At 54.5% G+C, this 15,578-nt stretch carries 13 protein-coding genes; 11 read left to right on the forward strand and 2 right to left on the reverse strand.

Features of this window, described 5'->3' with window-relative positions; genetic code table 11:
* Positions 1–33 precede the first annotated feature (33 nt).
* Positions 34–771: a uroporphyrinogen-III C-methyltransferase gene (gene cobA, locus NXT01_RS00710; protein ID WP_259076321.1), complete on the forward strand. Its 738-nt coding sequence runs from the start codon at positions 34–36 to the stop codon at positions 769–771.
* 2 nt (positions 772–773) lie between these two features.
* Here cobA and yaaA read toward each other — a convergent pair whose 3' ends face one another.
* A complete protein-coding gene (gene yaaA / locus NXT01_RS00715) occupies positions 774–1,538 on the reverse strand; it encodes a peroxide stress protein YaaA (protein WP_259076322.1) in 765 nt (254 codons plus the stop codon).
* Positions 1,539–1,752: 214 nt separating this feature from the next.
* On the opposite strand from yaaA, the gene NXT01_RS00720 reads away from it, so the two are divergent.
* From NXT01_RS00720 to NXT01_RS00730, 3 genes are all read left to right on the forward strand, one after another.
* On the forward strand, positions 1,753–3,975 hold the full coding sequence (locus NXT01_RS00720; protein ID WP_259076324.1) for an acyltransferase family protein: 2,223 nt from the start codon (positions 1,753–1,755) through the stop codon (positions 3,973–3,975).
* 87 nt (positions 3,976–4,062) lie between these two features.
* A complete protein-coding gene (locus tag NXT01_RS00725; protein ID WP_259076326.1) occupies positions 4,063–4,776 on the forward strand; it encodes a copper homeostasis protein CutC in 714 nt (237 codons plus the stop codon).
* 11 nt (positions 4,777–4,787) lie between these two features.
* The gene (locus tag NXT01_RS00730; RefSeq protein WP_259076328.1) at positions 4,788–6,545 is read left to right on the forward strand and encodes a proline--tRNA ligase; all 1,758 of its coding nucleotides are present in this window, start codon (positions 4,788–4,790) and stop codon (positions 6,543–6,545) included.
* A 59-nt stretch (positions 6,546–6,604) separates the two neighbouring features.
* Here the strand turns inward: NXT01_RS00730 and NXT01_RS00735 are convergent, their stop codons facing one another.
* Positions 6,605–7,447 (reverse strand): DUF4439 domain-containing protein, encoded by an 843-nt coding sequence (locus tag NXT01_RS00735; protein WP_259076329.1) that lies wholly within the window; start codon positions 7,445–7,447, stop codon positions 6,605–6,607.
* A 28-nt stretch (positions 7,448–7,475) separates the two neighbouring features.
* On the opposite strand from NXT01_RS00735, the gene rimP reads away from it, so the two are divergent.
* The 7 genes from rimP (at position 7,476) to NXT01_RS00770 (ending at position 15,578) form a co-directional block, all read left to right on the forward strand.
* Complete coding sequence (gene rimP / locus NXT01_RS00740) at positions 7,476–8,015, forward strand: ribosome maturation factor RimP (RefSeq protein ID WP_259076337.1); 540 nt, start codon at positions 7,476–7,478, stop codon at positions 8,013–8,015.
* Positions 8,016–8,063: 48 nt separating this feature from the next.
* Positions 8,064–9,062, forward strand: coding sequence for a transcription termination factor NusA (gene nusA / locus NXT01_RS00745; protein WP_259076339.1), 999 nt, complete (start codon positions 8,064–8,066; stop codon positions 9,060–9,062).
* Between the two features lie 294 nt (positions 9,063–9,356).
* A complete protein-coding gene (locus tag NXT01_RS00750; RefSeq protein ID WP_259076340.1) occupies positions 9,357–9,713 on the forward strand; it encodes a YlxR family protein in 357 nt (118 codons plus the stop codon).
* A gap of 121 nt (positions 9,714–9,834) precedes the next feature.
* Positions 9,835–12,738 carry a translation initiation factor IF-2 gene (gene infB, locus NXT01_RS00755; protein ID WP_259076342.1) on the forward strand — a complete coding sequence of 968 codons (2,904 nt, stop codon included), beginning with the start codon at positions 9,835–9,837 and terminating at the stop codon, positions 12,736–12,738.
* Positions 12,739–12,923: 185 nt separating this feature from the next.
* Complete coding sequence (gene rbfA / locus NXT01_RS00760; RefSeq protein WP_259076344.1) at positions 12,924–13,349, forward strand: 30S ribosome-binding factor RbfA; 426 nt, start codon at positions 12,924–12,926, stop codon at positions 13,347–13,349.
* Positions 13,350–13,375: 26 nt separating this feature from the next.
* Positions 13,376–14,740 carry an MATE family efflux transporter gene (locus NXT01_RS00765; protein ID WP_259076347.1) on the forward strand — a complete coding sequence of 455 codons (1,365 nt, stop codon included), beginning with the start codon at positions 13,376–13,378 and terminating at the stop codon, positions 14,738–14,740.
* A 40-nt stretch (positions 14,741–14,780) separates the two neighbouring features.
* Complete coding sequence (locus NXT01_RS00770) at positions 14,781–15,578, forward strand: metallophosphoesterase (protein WP_259076349.1); 798 nt, start codon at positions 14,781–14,783, stop codon at positions 15,576–15,578.

Consider the following 15,578-nt stretch of genomic DNA (forward strand, 5'->3'; position numbering starts at 1 on the left):
AGATTACTTTATCTATGACTATGCTTATTTACCATGACTGAAATCAAGACCCACCCAGTTGTGCTCCTCGGTGGAGGGCCGGGCGCCTGGGATCTCATGACCATTCGCGGAATGAACAGACTCCAAGCTGCCGATATAGTACTCGTCGATCACCTCGGCCCCACCCAAGAACTCGACCGACTCTGCAATGTTGACAGCAAAGAAATTATCGATGTGTCCAAGCTGCCATACGGTCATCAAGTGGCTCAGTCAAAGATCAATGAACTACTCGTCGAGCACGCTCGCGCTGGTAAGAAAGTTGTTCGCCTCAAGGGAGGAGATCCGTATGTTTTTGGGCGCGGTTTTGAAGAGCTTGAATATCTCTCCGCCCATGGCCTCACAGTCGAGGTTGTACCAGGGGTGACAAGTGCAATCTCAGTTCCTGCTCTCGCAGGAATCCCCATTACCCAACGGGGAGTTGTACACAGCTTTACGGTTATCTCTGGACATCTGCCGCCAGAGCATCCTCAGAGTCTGATCGACTGGGATGCTCTGGCTCAATCTGGGGGAACTTTGGCGGTCATCATGGGTGTTAAGAATGCTCCCCGAATCGCTGAACGCCTCATTCATGCTGGGATGCGACCAACGATGCCAGCAGCGGTTATAGAAAATGGAGCCACCAGCGAGCAGCGTTCGTACCGCTGTACCCTTGAATCCCTCGCCGAGACCTTCAGTACTCACCACATTAAGCCGCCCGCTGTATATGTGATCGGCGAGGTAGCGGGACTGTAGCCTTAGGGATGAGGTTGTGAGGGGCGAACTACAAGGATCATGTCCCGCCCGCCACCGTGTTCAACATCGAAGCCGGCCTGAGTTGCGGTCTTTAATACATCCTGCACGCACGTCGGCTCCGTGTCAGTGATAGCCAACGCTCGTGCGAGGAGCCCCTTATAATGCTTATTGAAGTGGCTGACAACTGACCGACTCCCGTCAGCCTTGACGCTTTCAACTCGAACAGTTATTGCCTGTTTGTCTGGGCCTAATTGTCTATAAGCTCCTGAGCGCATATCTATAATCAGTTCATCGAGTTTCGCCAGTTCCGCTGAGATGGCCGCACCCCATCTTTTTTTCATCGTCGGTGCCGGAGAAATATTGCGATCCTCTCGGTAAGGCACCTTCGCATGAGCTGATAAGCGGTAGTGGGGAATGAGGTCATCTGCCTTGACCAGACCGAATAGTGCATCCCCAACAGCTAGGCGCTCTCGAGCGAATACGGGCAAAGTATCGGCGGAGAGGGCATCGAAAAGCACACCTTGAAAGCGTTCAATGGCGGGCATAGTCGGGGAGTGGAGAAGGTGTGTATTCGAGACGGCTTCTGTTCTCAAGTTTTCCGAAATTTTGAGTACCTGCAAAGCCTCATCAGGATGGAGGGCACCAAGATCCCGGGCGATGCTGCGGCGGATGGGATTGAGCACGGGGAAAGAGAGAGTGTCCCAAGAAAGCCGCGCTCCACTGCCACCTCGAGCTTTGGTCTCGGATGGGGGAAGTATGATCAACATAGTTTTTCACCGTACACTTCTCATCCCCGCCGAGGTGGAGCTCGGCTAATTTTTCGGCCGTGAACGCAGTGAATACTGAAGGTTGGGGTGATGCGTTAAGATGACTACTTTGTAAGGCCCTTTCGCCCCTTCCTTTTTAATAGCGGTGGATGAGGGACGGTCGTGGACTAAGTGAGTCCGCGATAGGCGCGAGTAACGAGGACAAAGTGGACACGTGTTGGCAGGACCATTAAATCGCAAGGGATCCGGTTCAAACCGTCGCGTCACCCGCTTTATCACAGCGGTCACGCGGCGAGTGATACGGGCAGTCCCTTGGTTAGCTGCCCTCGTGCGCTACCTAATGCTTAGCCTCCTTTTAGCACTGCTGAGGTTGCTAACGGGGCATACGATAACAACTGTCCGCAAACCCGTTCGACCGGATTTCGCGGCCGATCTCGAAGCGGCCATCGCCAAGGGCAGCCGTGGAAGGATCGGGGAAGAAAACCTTAAAAAGACCCCAGAGCCGCCTGCTCCGCACCCCGTGGCAAAGAGAGTGGGGGACCGCAACCACCTGGCAGCCAGCTCCCAGCAGCACGATGATTCCAAGAAAACCGTGACCTATCGAATTCGTCGAGTCCCTGGCATCGATGGGCTGCGCGGAATCGCGGTGATGGCAGTGGTCTTTTACCACTTCTTCCGCTCGGCCATGCCCGGGGGGTTTATGGGCGTGGATATGTTTTTTGTGCTGTCGGGATTCTTGATCACCTCACTTTTAGTTCGAGAGTATTCGGTCCTGGGAAGGATTGATCTAAAGAAATTTTGGATTCGCCGCGCACGACGCATCCTCCCGGCAGCTTTTATCGTCTTAATCATCACCACCGCTCTTGCAGGACTCGTCGGTGGTGACCCCAGTGTCAAACTAGGTGAGCAGTTTGCGGGCACACTGATTTTTGCCAACAACTGGACTCAAATTGCCGCAAGTGCCAGCTACTTTGCCGATTCAGGGGTGCAGATTTTAGCCCACTACTGGTCGCTTGCCGTGGAGGAGCAGTTCTATCTCATCTGGCCACTAATCTTCGTGGCCCTTATGAGGATGTTTAAGAAAATAGGGTGTGCGATCCTTGCGACGGTCTTAGTACTTGGCACTGCATCATTTGCCGCGATGCTCGCTCTCTATGATCCAGCAGCCGATCCCACCCGCGTGTATTACGGAACGGATACCCACAGCTTCGGGCTGTTAATGGGGGTATTTTTAGCTCTGATCATGACCTCGACCTCTGCAGACCCTCATGCGGATTCCTGGCCTCGCAACCGAAACCTCTTAGCTGGTTTACCTGGTGTTGTGGTCGGGGTGCTCAGTATGATCGGACTAACGACTCTCTTCTTTGTCGTATCCGATACGGCTGCCTTCACATACCGCGGAGGCCTGGTTTTAGCCTCACTGTTCACTGTTTTGATTCTGGCGCAAGTAAGTTCCGAGGTAGGAATACTCTCCCGTGTGATGGGGACCTCGGTGCTGAGGTGGCTCGGTGAACGTTCCTTCTCCCTATACTTATGGCACTGGCCAATCGTTGTTCTCCTGCAAGAACTCAACCACCAACAAATGTGGGCACAGCATTCGGAGGTCATTGGTCTGCTCGCGCTGATCACCAGCCTAGTTATCAGCCATCTCAGTTATGTCTTTGTGGAAACCCCCGTACGCCGGCGCGGATATCGGCACCTATGGCGTAGCTCTGACCCTCGAGTTCGTGCTGTGGTGGCGGGAACGCTTATAACCCTCTTAGCGGCTGCTGCGCTGGCCATCGTGCGCTCTCCGCAACAAACTGAACTTCAATCCCAGTTAGAGCGGCTGGCTCACAATCAGACAGCGCCGCGTGAGATCACAGCAATTCCAGCTGCAGAGGCAACAGACGTTGCCACCCCCTTATATGGACCGCAGCTTCCTCCCACAGGGGATCGAATGACGGCTGTGGGAGATTCCGTTATGCTCGGGTCCGTACCTGCCCTGGAGAAGAACTTTCCGGGCATGTATATCGATGCCGAAGTGTCGCGGTCGCTCGTGGCAGCACCAAGTATCCTCCAGTCATTAGCTGATGCGGGGCGCCTTGATCCCTTTGTCGTTCTAGGTTTTGGAACCAACGGAGCACTAAGCGAGGAGGCATTGAAACAGGTCATGGATATAATCGGCCAGCAGCGCGTGGTCATTATGGTGATGCCTTATGGCGAGCGCACCTGGATTCCCATCTCTCAAGAACGTATCGCCCGTGCTCAAGACACCTATGAGAATCTCTATATTGCTCCCTGGTGCCAACTGGCTCAGGCGAACCCCGACAAGCTTTATTCCGACAGAATTCATCCCAATGAGCAAGGTCGCGAGCTATATAGCCAAGCGATCAGCGATGCTCTATCCCAATGGGCCAATCACCGCAAGAATCCAACAACCGGTTGTGGAGTTTAGCTGGACTTAGGCCATATACTTAGGGTGTCACTTGCACATGAAGCATCTAAATATCCCGACTCCTAACGTCAGCAAAGAGGATTCTTTATGAGATACCCGGCCATTGAAATCGCAGTGCAAGACCCGGTAGGAGCAGCCCAGGCTGCCCACGCAGGAGCCGACCGCATCGAGTTATGCGTGGGACTATCCGCAACCGGTGGGCTTACTCCCACCATTGGCAATATCCAGGCGTGCTCCACAATCATATCCACCCACGTCCTCATCAGGGTGCGGCCCGGCGGTTTCGTTTATAGCGAGGCTGAGATCGAAGTGATGGCTACTGATATTTCACAGGCCATTAGCGCCGGCGCCGACGGAGTTGTTATTGGGGCTGCTCGATCAGACGGCACTCTAGACATACCTGCGCTGCGTTATTTAATCGATCATGCTCACGGCGCGGAGGTGACCCTGCACCGTGTATTCGATACAGTACCCTCGCGAATAGATGCCTGCCACAGCATCAAGGACCTCGGAATCAAGCGCATCCTTAGTTCCGGTGGACAATCTAGTGCCCCTGCTGGAGCCCAGGAATTGGCGATGCTCGTAGCCCACGTACCGGAGATCGAAATTATGGCTGGAGGAGGCATCCGCCCAGATAATATTGATGCTCTGGCGACCACCGGAGTAGCCGCCATTCATAGTTCAGCTTCGACATTTGTTGAGCGAGGACCCGCCGGGCCGGGTGGGGGAGCAGCACCAGTTCAGGTCACAGATGAGCAAGCTATTAGAGCCTTGGTCAGTAAGGTACAAAGCTGGTGCTAAACTAACCAACCATGATTACTCGTCTTTCCACACTCTTCTTACGTACCCTGCGTGAAGACCCAGCAGATGCTGAAGTACCTAGTCACAAACTTCTTGTGCGCGCCGGCTATATTCGCCGCGCTGCCCCGGGAGTGTATACCTGGCTTCCGCTCGGGCTACGCACCTTGAAAAAGATCGAAAATATCGTTCGCGAAGAGATGGACGCTATCGGTGGCCAAGAATTGTTATTTCCAGCACTCCTTCCGCGCGACCCTTATGAACAAACTGGCCGCTGGACAGAGTACGGGGACTCACTCTTCCGACTCAAGGACCGCAAGGGTCAAGATATGTTATTGGGGCCCACCCATGAGGAGCTTTTCACGGCTCAGGTTAAGGATCTTTATAACTCCTATAAAGACTTCCCTGTGACGCTGTATCAAATCCAAATTAAATATCGTGACGAAGAACGCCCTCGCGCGGGTATCCTCAGGGGCCGCGAATTCGTTATGAAGGATTCCTACTCCTTTGACATGACTGACGCTGGTCTGGAGGAATCCTATGCTCGCCACCGTCAGGCTTATCAGAATATCTTCGACCGTCTCGGCGTTGAATACGCGATCTGTAAAGCAACCTCGGGTGCGATGGGCGGATCGGCTTCGGAGGAATTTCTTGCTATTTCTCCTCATGGTGAAGACACCTTCGTGCGTGCCACGAAGGGAGACTATGCTGCCAATGTCGAGGCTGTAACAACTCAACCAGGTACACCCCGGGAAATCGCCGGCCAAGCTCCCCTCGAGGTTCATGACACCCCAGGCGCTGAAACTATAGACAACCTGGTGGAGTGGGCACGCCGCAGTGGTCTTAGTATCGATGGGCGGGAATGTGGCGCTAGTGATACGCTCAAATGCCTCATGGTCAAGGTGCACACGCCGGGCGCCCAGGACGATGAGCTTATTGGTATTTTGTTGCCCGGTGATCGCGAAGTCGATGAGAAGCGTCTCGAGGCCTCTTTCGAGCCAGCTGAAGTGGAATTGGCCTCTGAGGAGGATTTCGCCGCTCGTCCGTTCCTTGTCAAGGGTTATATCGGCCCTCAGGCGCTCAATGAGCACGGCATTAGAGTTCTCGCTGACCCTCGGGTGGCAGAGGGAACAGCCTGGCTAACTGGTGCCAATGCTTTCGAGAAACATGCCAACAACGTTGTTGCTGGCCGCGACTTTACTATTGATGGATATATTGAGGCGGCCGAGGTACGCGAAGGTGACCCAGCGCCTGACGGTCAAGGCTCCCTTACCTTGGCTCGTGGTATCGAGATCGGTCATATTTTCCAGCTGGGGCGGAAGTACACCGAGGCTTTCGATGTGCAGATCTTGGATGAAAACGGCAAGCGAGTCATCCCCACCATGGGTTCCTACGGAATTGGTGTATCGCGGCTCATGGCTGTCCTGGCTGAGCAGCGTCATGATGACAGAGGTCTGAATTGGCCACTTGAGGTGGCCCCTTATCACGTTCACGTTGTTGTGGCTAATAAGGACGAAAAAGCCTTAGCTGCCGGTGATCGCCTCGTTGCAGAACTAGATCATAAAGGTGTCGAGGTCCTGTTCGACGATCGCACTAAGGTGTCCCCAGGAGTTAAGTTCAAGGATGCGGAGCTCCTCGGTATCCCGTATGTAGTGGTGCTGGGGCGCTCATTTAATGAAGGCAAGGTCGAGCTACGCCGTCGGGGTCACGACATTGTAGAAGTCGACGCCGCTGATATCGTCTCTACTATCCTCGACACGGTCACCGCATAACTTCGAGTATCAAGGGCCACGGGACTATCTAGCGTCCGTGGCCCTTTTCTGCTGCGTGCCTATTGTGGATTCGTCAGGTAACCTAAGGTGCTCAGTGAAGTCGTGCGCCATGGCGCATGATGCGCCTGGGAAGCGAAGGCTTGCCAGTCCCGTTCGTTACTTGCAACTAGCTCGTCCACAAATGCGGCTGCACTTCTATCATCGTAAGGAAGCTCGAGATCATCGAAGCTATATCCGGCCGCTGGCACCGGGATAAAAGCATCCTCGTTGAGGGCGAACTCCAGACTATCCGCAATTCGCTGATGGACTTTTTCCAGCTGCGCTATTCTCTGGTCCTGCATATCGTCAGCAAATGCAGTTGCCATGCCAAGGGCGTAGAGAAAACCGTATTCGCGGCGTAGCGCTTCCCTGGCCGCAACGAGATCAACAAAAGCAGCATTATGAGAGTGGGTCTCGGGATCTGGTTCCTGTTGGGGAGCCGTACCGTCTGGATTGCGTTGTGCGGCAGCGGGAATATCCAACTTAACCACTACTTGGGAAATAGGTTCGGCATTTGTTGTGGCATAGAAGAGATATTGGTCAACGATAAGAGGCAGAGACTCTTGAGGGATATCAGCGATAATATTGAGGATGCCCGCTGTATCGGCGGAAAAATCCTGTGTCGAGGATTCTGTCAGGAATGTATCAGTTCCCTCAGGAGTGCAACTGGCCGGGACCTCGCCATCCCTGAGGTGACCGCACAACCTGGCGATCTCGGCACCCAGTTCTTGCTGTTGCTCCCCCTCGCTGACCCGGTAAAGCCCAGCCAAGGTGGGGTGGGGTGATGGGGCTGCGCAGCCACCGAGGATAAGACCGAGGACGAGAGCGCATAGGGGCAGGAATGAGATGCGAAATCGTGTCATAGTCGGTCATTGTACTACCATCGCCCTTATGGCTTTTCCTAGCAAAGAAACTCTCCTGATAACTCTAGAACCCCTAGCTTCGCAGTATGGTGTAGATATTGAAGATATCCGTATTGCTCTCGCTGGCAAGAAAACCACCGTAGCCATTGCCATTGACTCTGATGAGCACCCACATTCAGACCAGCTTGAGGCTTTGTCGTTGGAAATTTCTGCGCTTTTCGATGCCGAGGAGGAGGCCCGGAGGCTCAACTTTGGTGCCGGTTATACCCTCGAAGTTGGTACACCGGGTCTGGATCTGCCGTTAACCCTACCGCGTCATTGGCGCCGTGCCCGTGGCCGCCTGGTGACGGTGGTCGTCCATGATAAAAAGGAGCGGTTTCGTGTTGGTCCCCTGAATGAGGATCACACTCACGTCATGCTCATTAGCAGTACAAAAGGGATAGCTCGCGCAGCAGCTTTCGAGATTGAACAGATCCTGCACGCACACCAGGAAGTTGAGTTTTCTGACGCACCTCAGTCCGAACTCGAGCTTGTGTCCATGTCTTTTGACGAGCTGGCCACTGTGTAGTTAGCTAAAACAGTCAGATTTAATCTCCACGAAGGGACTTTATTAAAAGTGAATATTGATGTTGCGGCACTCAAAGCAATTGAATCGGAAAAAGGTATCCCGGTGCGAGACTTGGTCGATACCATTGCCACCGCTTTGATGTTCGCCTACCGCGAGTATAAAGATGTCCCTCCACAGGACAATACGCGTACCCGGGTGGATATCGATATTCAAACAGGTTCCGTCGCGGTCATCGTCTCCAGCCTCGATGCCGAGGGCAACGTGGAATCGGAATACGATGATACCCCAAGCCACTTCGATCGACTCGGCGCCCACGCTGTGCGAGACGCAATCGTTAAAAGGCTCCGCGAGGCTGAAGCTCGGCAGGCGTATGTAGCATATTCGGATTATGAGGGCACTGTTGTTACTGGTGTCGTTCAAGCCGATGCTATGGCCAACGAGCGCGGCATGGTAGTGGTCCACCTTGGTACCGAGATGGACGGCCAAGACGGCGTGCTTCTTCCAGCTGAACAGATTCCAGGAGAAAAGCTGCGCCACGGAGACCGCGTCAAGAGCTTTGTCGTGGGGGTTAGTCAGAATCAACGCTCGCTCAGCATTAATCTCTCGCGTACCCACCCAGAGCTCGTGCGTCGGCTATTTGAGCTAGAAATCCCTGAAGTTGCCGATTCCTCGGTAGAGATCGTTTCCATTGCGCGCGAAGCAGGCCATCGCTCCAAGGTTGCTGTGAAAGCTAATGTCAAAGGGCTTAACGCAAAAGGTGCATGCATCGGGCCGCGTGGACAACGAGTCAGTAATATCATGCAGGAATTGGGAGGGGAGAAAATCGACATTATCGACTTTTCCGACGATCCTGCAACCTATGTAGGAAATGCGCTCGCTCCGTCGAAAGTAGTCAATGTTACTATTACGGACCCCGAGCAGCAGATCGCCCAAGTGACAGTTCCTGATTATCAGCTCTCCTTAGCTATTGGCAAAGAGGGACAGAATGCTCGTTTGGCCGCTCGCCTGACTGGCTGGAAAATCGATATTCGCTCCGACGCGGAATAGATCATTATTCCGACGACCGTGTTGAGCCGACATCTATATAGACAGCGATGCACGGTCTCTTAGGGGGAAAGAACTTAACTTTTTCTGTTCCGTCGACTACTATGGGTTTAGGCCCTGTTGATTGTGGAATTTGCAGTCACGCAGAGCTGTTTCATTTTTACTGCCAGTATTATCAAGATGTCGATAATATCTAAGCGCGGAAAAAGATCAAACGCTACCGCTTAAACTACGCAGACTTGATATTGGAATCAATAGTGCGAGTGGCCTGTGAAGGTCGAAGATAAGGAATAGTACGTGAGCTCGAGCTTTATGCAGTCGTCGCCAGGCGACGGCGCTAATGCACCGACTATCCGTATTCGCACCTGTATCGCCTTCCGTACCCGGGCTCATGACAGCACGCTTTTGCGCGTTGTTCTCAGTTCGAATAAAGATGCACTCGTGCCCGATCCGCACCGCCGGCTTCCAGGTCGTGGATGTTGGATTACCCCAAATCTTGAAGCAGTGGAATTAGCGGAAAAACAGCGGGCGTTTACCCGGTCGCTGCGCGTGTCGGGACCACTCGATACCCGTTCGTTGCGCCAACATATTCAGGCGAGCCACGAACACACCAAGGAAATAGAAAGAGACCGAACACTGATGAGCACATCATGAAGCATCAGCGATGAACGTCAATGACATTCGGCTAGAAAACTGCATATAGGCTGTACTCCGCGGGTATTTTCCAGGACTTCAGGCTATCTGCTTGTTTTCTATCCATAACACAAGGAGAAAAGTGCCCGGAAAATTACGTGTACATGAGCTCGCTAAACAGCTCGGTATCACCAGCAAGGAGTTACTTGCCACACTCAGAGATAAAGGCGAGTTTGTCAAAACTGCTTCCTCAACCATAGAACCACCGGTAGTCAAGCGCATGAAGGCGCATTATGCCGCGCAGGCGGAAGCTGCACCTGCCGCCGCAGAAAAACCTCAAGCTGATACCCAAAAAGCTGAGCAGACTACCAAACCCGCAGCAAAGCCTGCTAAACCTGCAGCCCAAGCGGCTAAACCCGCAGCTCAGGTCGCAAAGCCAGCCGCTCCAGCCGCTCAGCCAGCAGCTCAGACTGCAAAACCGGCTTCTCCCAAGCCAAGTGCGCCTGCCGCCACCCCTGCGAAACCTGTGGAGCAAAAAGCAAAACCAGCTGCACCCAAAGCGAAGCCCACTGAGCAAGTAGCGAAGCCTGTCAATCCAGCAGCCCAAACTGCCAAGCCGGCAAGCCCAACTTTCTCAGAGCCTGCTAGTGCAAGCTCTGATAAGCCTGCTCCAGCTGCTAAGCCAGCGGGACCCACCCCAGGGACAATGCCAAAGCCACAAGCGAAGCCTGCTCCAAAGCCAGGCGCACGTCGAGTGGCAAATAACCCATTCTCTACCGGAGGCCAAGACCGACCAGGTCCGCGTCCAGGAGGGCGCCCCGGTCCGCGCCCAGGAGGATCCACCGGCGACCGCCCAGCTCGCGGTGCTCGCGGAGGTCAGGGTGGCAATCGCCCTCAAGGTGATCGTCAGCGCCCAGGCGGACAAGATCGTCCGAATAACCAAGAGCGTCAAGGAGGAGGACGTCGTCCTTCGCCAGCTATGATGCCGAACCATCCATCACCAGGAGCTATGCCAGAGCGCGCAGCTTCTGGGGGTCGAGGTGGCCGAGGTGGCAATAATCAGGGCGGCGGCTTTGGACCGAATCGACCAGGCGGCGCAGGTCGCGGTGGTCGACGCGGAGGAACCGCGGGTGCTTTCGGACGCCCAGGTGGCGCCCCTCGCCGCGGACGCAAGTCGAAACGGCAGAAGCGTAACGAGTACGAGTCCATGCAGGTGCCAAATGTCATTGGTGGCGTCGCGCTGCCCAATGGCGCTGGCGCTACCGTGCGGCTCGCTCGCGGAGCTTCTCTCTCCGACTTTGCTGACAAGATTGATACCGATGCATCGGCATTGGTGCAAGCACTGTTCAACTTGGGCGAGATGGTAACAGCCACGGCTTCCGTTTCCGAGGAAACCCTCCAGCTTTTGGGCGAAGAAATGAACTACGTCGTTGAGGTCGTTTCCCCAGAAGATGAAGATCGTGAGCTACTGGAGACCTTCGATCTGCAGTTTGGCGAAGACGCCGGAACCGAAGACGATCTAGAATTTAGGCCTCCAGTTGTGACCGTAATGGGCCACGTCGACCATGGTAAAACTCGACTACTGGATACCATCAGGAAGGCTAACGTCGGTTCCGGCGAGGCAGGTGGAATCACCCAGGGGATCGGTGCCTACCAGGTTCAGGTTGATATCGAGGGCCGCGATCGAAAGATCACCTTCCTAGATACGCCAGGACACGAGGCCTTCACCGCCATGCGTGCCCGTGGTGCCAAATCCACTGATATCGCCGTACTCGTGGTGGCCGCAGATGACGGAGTGATGCCCCAGACCATCGAGGCGATCAACCATGCCAAGGCAGCAGATGTGCCAGTAGTTGTGGCTGTGAACAAGATTGATAAGCCGGGGGCTTCTCCTGATCGTATCCGTGGTCAACTTTCCGAATATGGACTGATCCCGGAGGAATATGGTGGCGACACCATGTTCGTTGATATTTCCGCTAAGGAAAATATCAATATCGATAACCTCCTCGAATCGGTTCTGCTCACCGCGGATGCTTCATTGGATCTGCGTGCTAACCCCGAGATGGATGCCCAAGGCGTTGCTATTGAAGCACACCTGGATCGCGGCCGTGGCCCGGTGGCCACCGTAATTGTGCAGCGAGGCACCCTGCGCGTCGGCGATTCGATCGTAGCCGGCGACGCATATGGTCGTGTTCGCCGCATGGTCGACGAGCACGGCAATGACGTGGAGGAAGCTGGTCCATCGCGTCCAGTCCAGGTACAGGGCCTCAACGGAGTTCCAGGCGCTGGTGATAACCTACTGGTTGTTGAGGATGATCGCGTCGCTCGCCAGATTGCAAATCAGCGAAATGCCCGCAAGCGCAACGCATTGGCTGCGAAGACTCGCAAGCGCGTTTCTCTCGAGGATCTGGATGCAGTATTGCGCGAGCACTCCACGCTCAACCTCATCCTTAAGGGCGATAACGCCGGTTCGGTGGAAGCTTTGGAGGAAGCCCTCCTACAGATCGATATGGACGACGAAGTCGAGCTCAATATCATCGACCGCGGCGTGGGTGCAGTAACCCAGACCAACGTATCGCTTGCTGCCGCTTCCGATGCCGTCATCATCGCCTTCAACGTGCGTTCCGAAGGTAAGGCAACCGAGGAAGCAAACGCTGAGGGTGTAGATATCCGCTACTACACGGTTATCTACCGCGCGATTGAGGAAGTTGAGTCCGCTCTGCGCGGCATGCTCAAGCCGGTCTACGAAGACCGCGATGTCGGACGCGCTGAAATTCGCGCCATCTTTAAGGCCTCCTCTGTCGGCCTTATCGCGGGCTGCAAGGTCGAAGATGGCAAGATGCGCCGTGGTGCATCGATCCGCTTGATCCGAGATGGCAACGTAGTAACCAGTGATGCCACAATCAGCTCGTTACGTCGAGAAAAAGACGACGTGACCGAGGTGGCTGCAGGTTATGAGTGCGGTATGGTGCTCAGCTACCCGAATATCGAGGTGGGCGACATAATCGAAGCCTACGAGAAGGTCGAAGTACCTCGCGATAAATAGGCTGACTATCCCGCTGTGAGAAGAATATCCCTCTCACAGCGGGATTTTTCTGCGCTATATAGCTTTCTCGCCTCGGATCGTTAATTGAGCACTAAACCGATACTATTTAAGAGAGGTTCAGGTGCACCGAAAAGTGAGCGCCCCCGCACCTCGGGAAAAAAATATTATTCAAGGAGTGAGTTTTCATGGCAGATAATTCTCGCGCACAGCGTCTGGCAAAAAGGATCCTACAAATTGTTGCTACCGCCATCGAACGGGAGATCAAAGATCCGCGTTTGGAATTTGTTACGATCACCGACGCTCGAGTAACCGGTGACCTCCACGATGCGACTCTCTACTACACCGTGCGTGGAGCTAGCATCGACCAGCCAGCAGACCACGAACGAGCCGCTGAAGGGCTGGAAAAAGCTCGTGGTTCACTACGCAAGATAGTAGGTGAAGCGCTCTCAGTGCGTTTTACACCTACCCTGAAATTCGAACTCGATACCGTCCCGGAGACCTCTGCCCGCATGGAGGATCTCTTAGCGCGGGCTCGTGAGCGCGATGCAGAATTGGCGGAGTTGCGGAAGAATGCCCGGCCCGCTGGCGACGAGAATCCCTACAAGAACTAGAGCTAGGCGCTCGCAGCCGATAGGCTATGAATAATTCGATGATTACTGAGCAGTCCCACCCGGATACGTATGAGTTGCCTAGTGCTCGATCAATTCTCGCGCTGGCGCTTCCTGCCCTTGGCGTCCTCATTGCTACTCCGCTCTTCCTGCTACTCGATACTGCAGCAGTCGGACGGTTTGGAGGAGGAGAGTTCTTAGCGGCTTTAGCAACAGGAACGACGTTGTTCTCTATTGTGACCACGCAGCTGACTTTTCTTTCTTATGGAACCACTGCCCGTTCTGCACGATATTTCGGAGCGGGGGATCGAAGCAGCGCTATCGCCGAAGGGGTACAGGCAACTTGGGTGGGGATCGCCGTGGGAATCGTGCTCGCACTGATTATGTGGTTCGGGGCTCCATGGTTTAGCCTGTGGATCTCCGCTAATTCAGAGGTAAGCGAGCTCGCGACCACCTGGTTGCGAATCACTTCTTTCGCGATCCCTATGGTGCTATGTTCCATGGCGGGTAACGGCTGGCTGCGCGGGATTCAAAATACGAAGCTACCGCTCATTTTCACGCTGCTGGGCCTAGGTCCAGGCGCGGTTCTCATTCTGGTATTGGTTCACCGCTACGGAATCGTCGGGTCGGCGTGGGCGACTCTGGCTGCCGAAGCCATTATGGCTGGTCTGTTTGTAGGAGCCCTGGTGCTTATGCATAAGGGGAGCTGGGCTCCCGACGCGCGGATCATTAAGGATCAGTTAATTCTGGGTCGAGATCTCATTGTTCGTTCTCTCGCCTTCCAGGTGGCTTTTTTGTCTGCAGCCGCGGTAGCTGGACGCATCAGTGCGCAAGCTTTGGGCGCGCACCAGGTACTTCTTCAACTGTGGAATTTCTTTAGCCTGCTCCTCGATTCTCTGGCTATTGCTGCCCAGACCCTCGTGGGTGCAGCGTTAGGGGCGCAGAGTTTGAAGGCTGCTAGGCAAGTAGGTCAGCGAATTTTGCTCTATTCTCTGGGATTTTCTGTGCTGCTCGCGGCAGTGCTCGCAGCCAGTTACCGGATGGTTCCTCCTCTGTTTACCACCGATCAGTCGGTTCTTAAAGAGATCGCGGGCCCATGGTGGCAGCTCGTATTTATGATTATCGTAGCTGGTGTGGTATTCGCCCTTGACGGAGTTTTATTGGGCGCAGCCGATGCGGCATACCTGCGAACTACGACGCTTATCGGTGTCCTCGGCGGATTCCTGCCGGGAGTGTGGATTGCCAACTACTTTGGCTTAGGCCTGCAAGGGGTCTGGTGGGGGATTCTCGCTTTTATGATGATCCGATTCTTCAGCGTTGTGGGGCGCTTCTATTCCATGAAATGGGCCAGCCGGGCCCTCGCTTCCAACTACGCAACCTATACTGAAAGATAGTGCGTTCCAGCTTCTGCGTACCCACTTCGAAGGAGTGAATATGACCCAAACGCTGTGGGCGGTCGCCGACTTGCATGGAGCGGTTAAGCACAACCGGGAGATGATCGAATCCATCAAGGCTCGTGATCCGTCCGATTGGTTGATTGTCGCTGGCGATGTGGCTGAGCGCACCGAAGTGGTCATTAAAATTCTTGGCAAGCTACGCCGCACATTTTCCACAGTAATCTGGGTACCAGGCAACCACGAGTTATTTATGCGCACCGGCGATACCTTTCTGGGCCGGGCGAAATACGAAGAATTAGTGCGACGTTGCCGGCAAATTGATGTCCTAACCCCTGAAGATCCGTATCCTGTATTCCACGGCCGTACGGTTGTGCCGTTATTTACGCTCTATGACTACTCCTTTAGGCAACCCGATCTTAGCGTCGAGCAAGCAGTGCAAGCCGCTCGCGATAAGGGCATTATGCTAACCGACGAATTCGCTATAGCTCCCTTTGTCGATATTCGCGCGTGGTGCTGGGACAGGCTCGCGTACTCGGTCAAACGGTTGAGTAGAATCTCCGGCCCCACTATTTTGGTTAATCACTGGCCGCTCGTGGTAGAGCCGGTGAACCAGCTCACATATAAAGAGATCGGCCTCTGGTGCGGAACTCGTCATACGCGTACCTGGGCGCAACGATATCAGGCCGAAGCGGTAGTGTATGGTCACCTCCACAATCCTGGGTGCCTAAAGGTGGAGGGTATCAATCACCTCGAGGTCTCTTTGGGCTATCCGCGAGAGTGGCAAGCCACTATCAATAGTCGACAGTGGCCCTACCCAGTCGTGGAGGCATCATAG

It is taken from the genome of Corynebacterium sp. ES2775-CONJ, assembly GCF_024814515.1.
GTDB lineage: Bacteria > Actinomycetota > Actinomycetes > Mycobacteriales > Mycobacteriaceae > Corynebacterium.

Excerpts from the sequence above, each read along its gene's own strand:
- cobA (WP_259076321.1), top strand. The coding sequence starts at position 34 with ATGACTGAAATCAAGACCCACCCAGTTGTGCTCCTCGGTGGAGGGCCG.
- yaaA (WP_259076322.1), bottom strand. The coding sequence starts at position 1,538 with ATGTTGATCATACTTCCCCCATCCGAGACCAAAGCTCGAGGTGGCAGT.
- NXT01_RS00725 (WP_259076326.1), top strand. The coding sequence starts at position 4,063 with ATGAGATACCCGGCCATTGAAATCGCAGTGCAAGACCCGGTAGGAGCA.
- NXT01_RS00730 (WP_259076328.1), top strand. The coding sequence starts at position 4,788 with ATGATTACTCGTCTTTCCACACTCTTCTTACGTACCCTGCGTGAAGAC.
- NXT01_RS00735 (WP_259076329.1), bottom strand. The coding sequence starts at position 7,447 with ATGACACGATTTCGCATCTCATTCCTGCCCCTATGCGCTCTCGTCCTC.
- rimP (WP_259076337.1), top strand. The coding sequence starts at position 7,476 with ATGGCTTTTCCTAGCAAAGAAACTCTCCTGATAACTCTAGAACCCCTA.
- rbfA (WP_259076344.1), top strand. The coding sequence starts at position 12,924 with ATGGCAGATAATTCTCGCGCACAGCGTCTGGCAAAAAGGATCCTACAA.
- NXT01_RS00765 (WP_259076347.1), top strand. The coding sequence starts at position 13,376 with ATGAATAATTCGATGATTACTGAGCAGTCCCACCCGGATACGTATGAG.
- NXT01_RS00770 (WP_259076349.1), top strand. The coding sequence starts at position 14,781 with ATGACCCAAACGCTGTGGGCGGTCGCCGACTTGCATGGAGCGGTTAAG.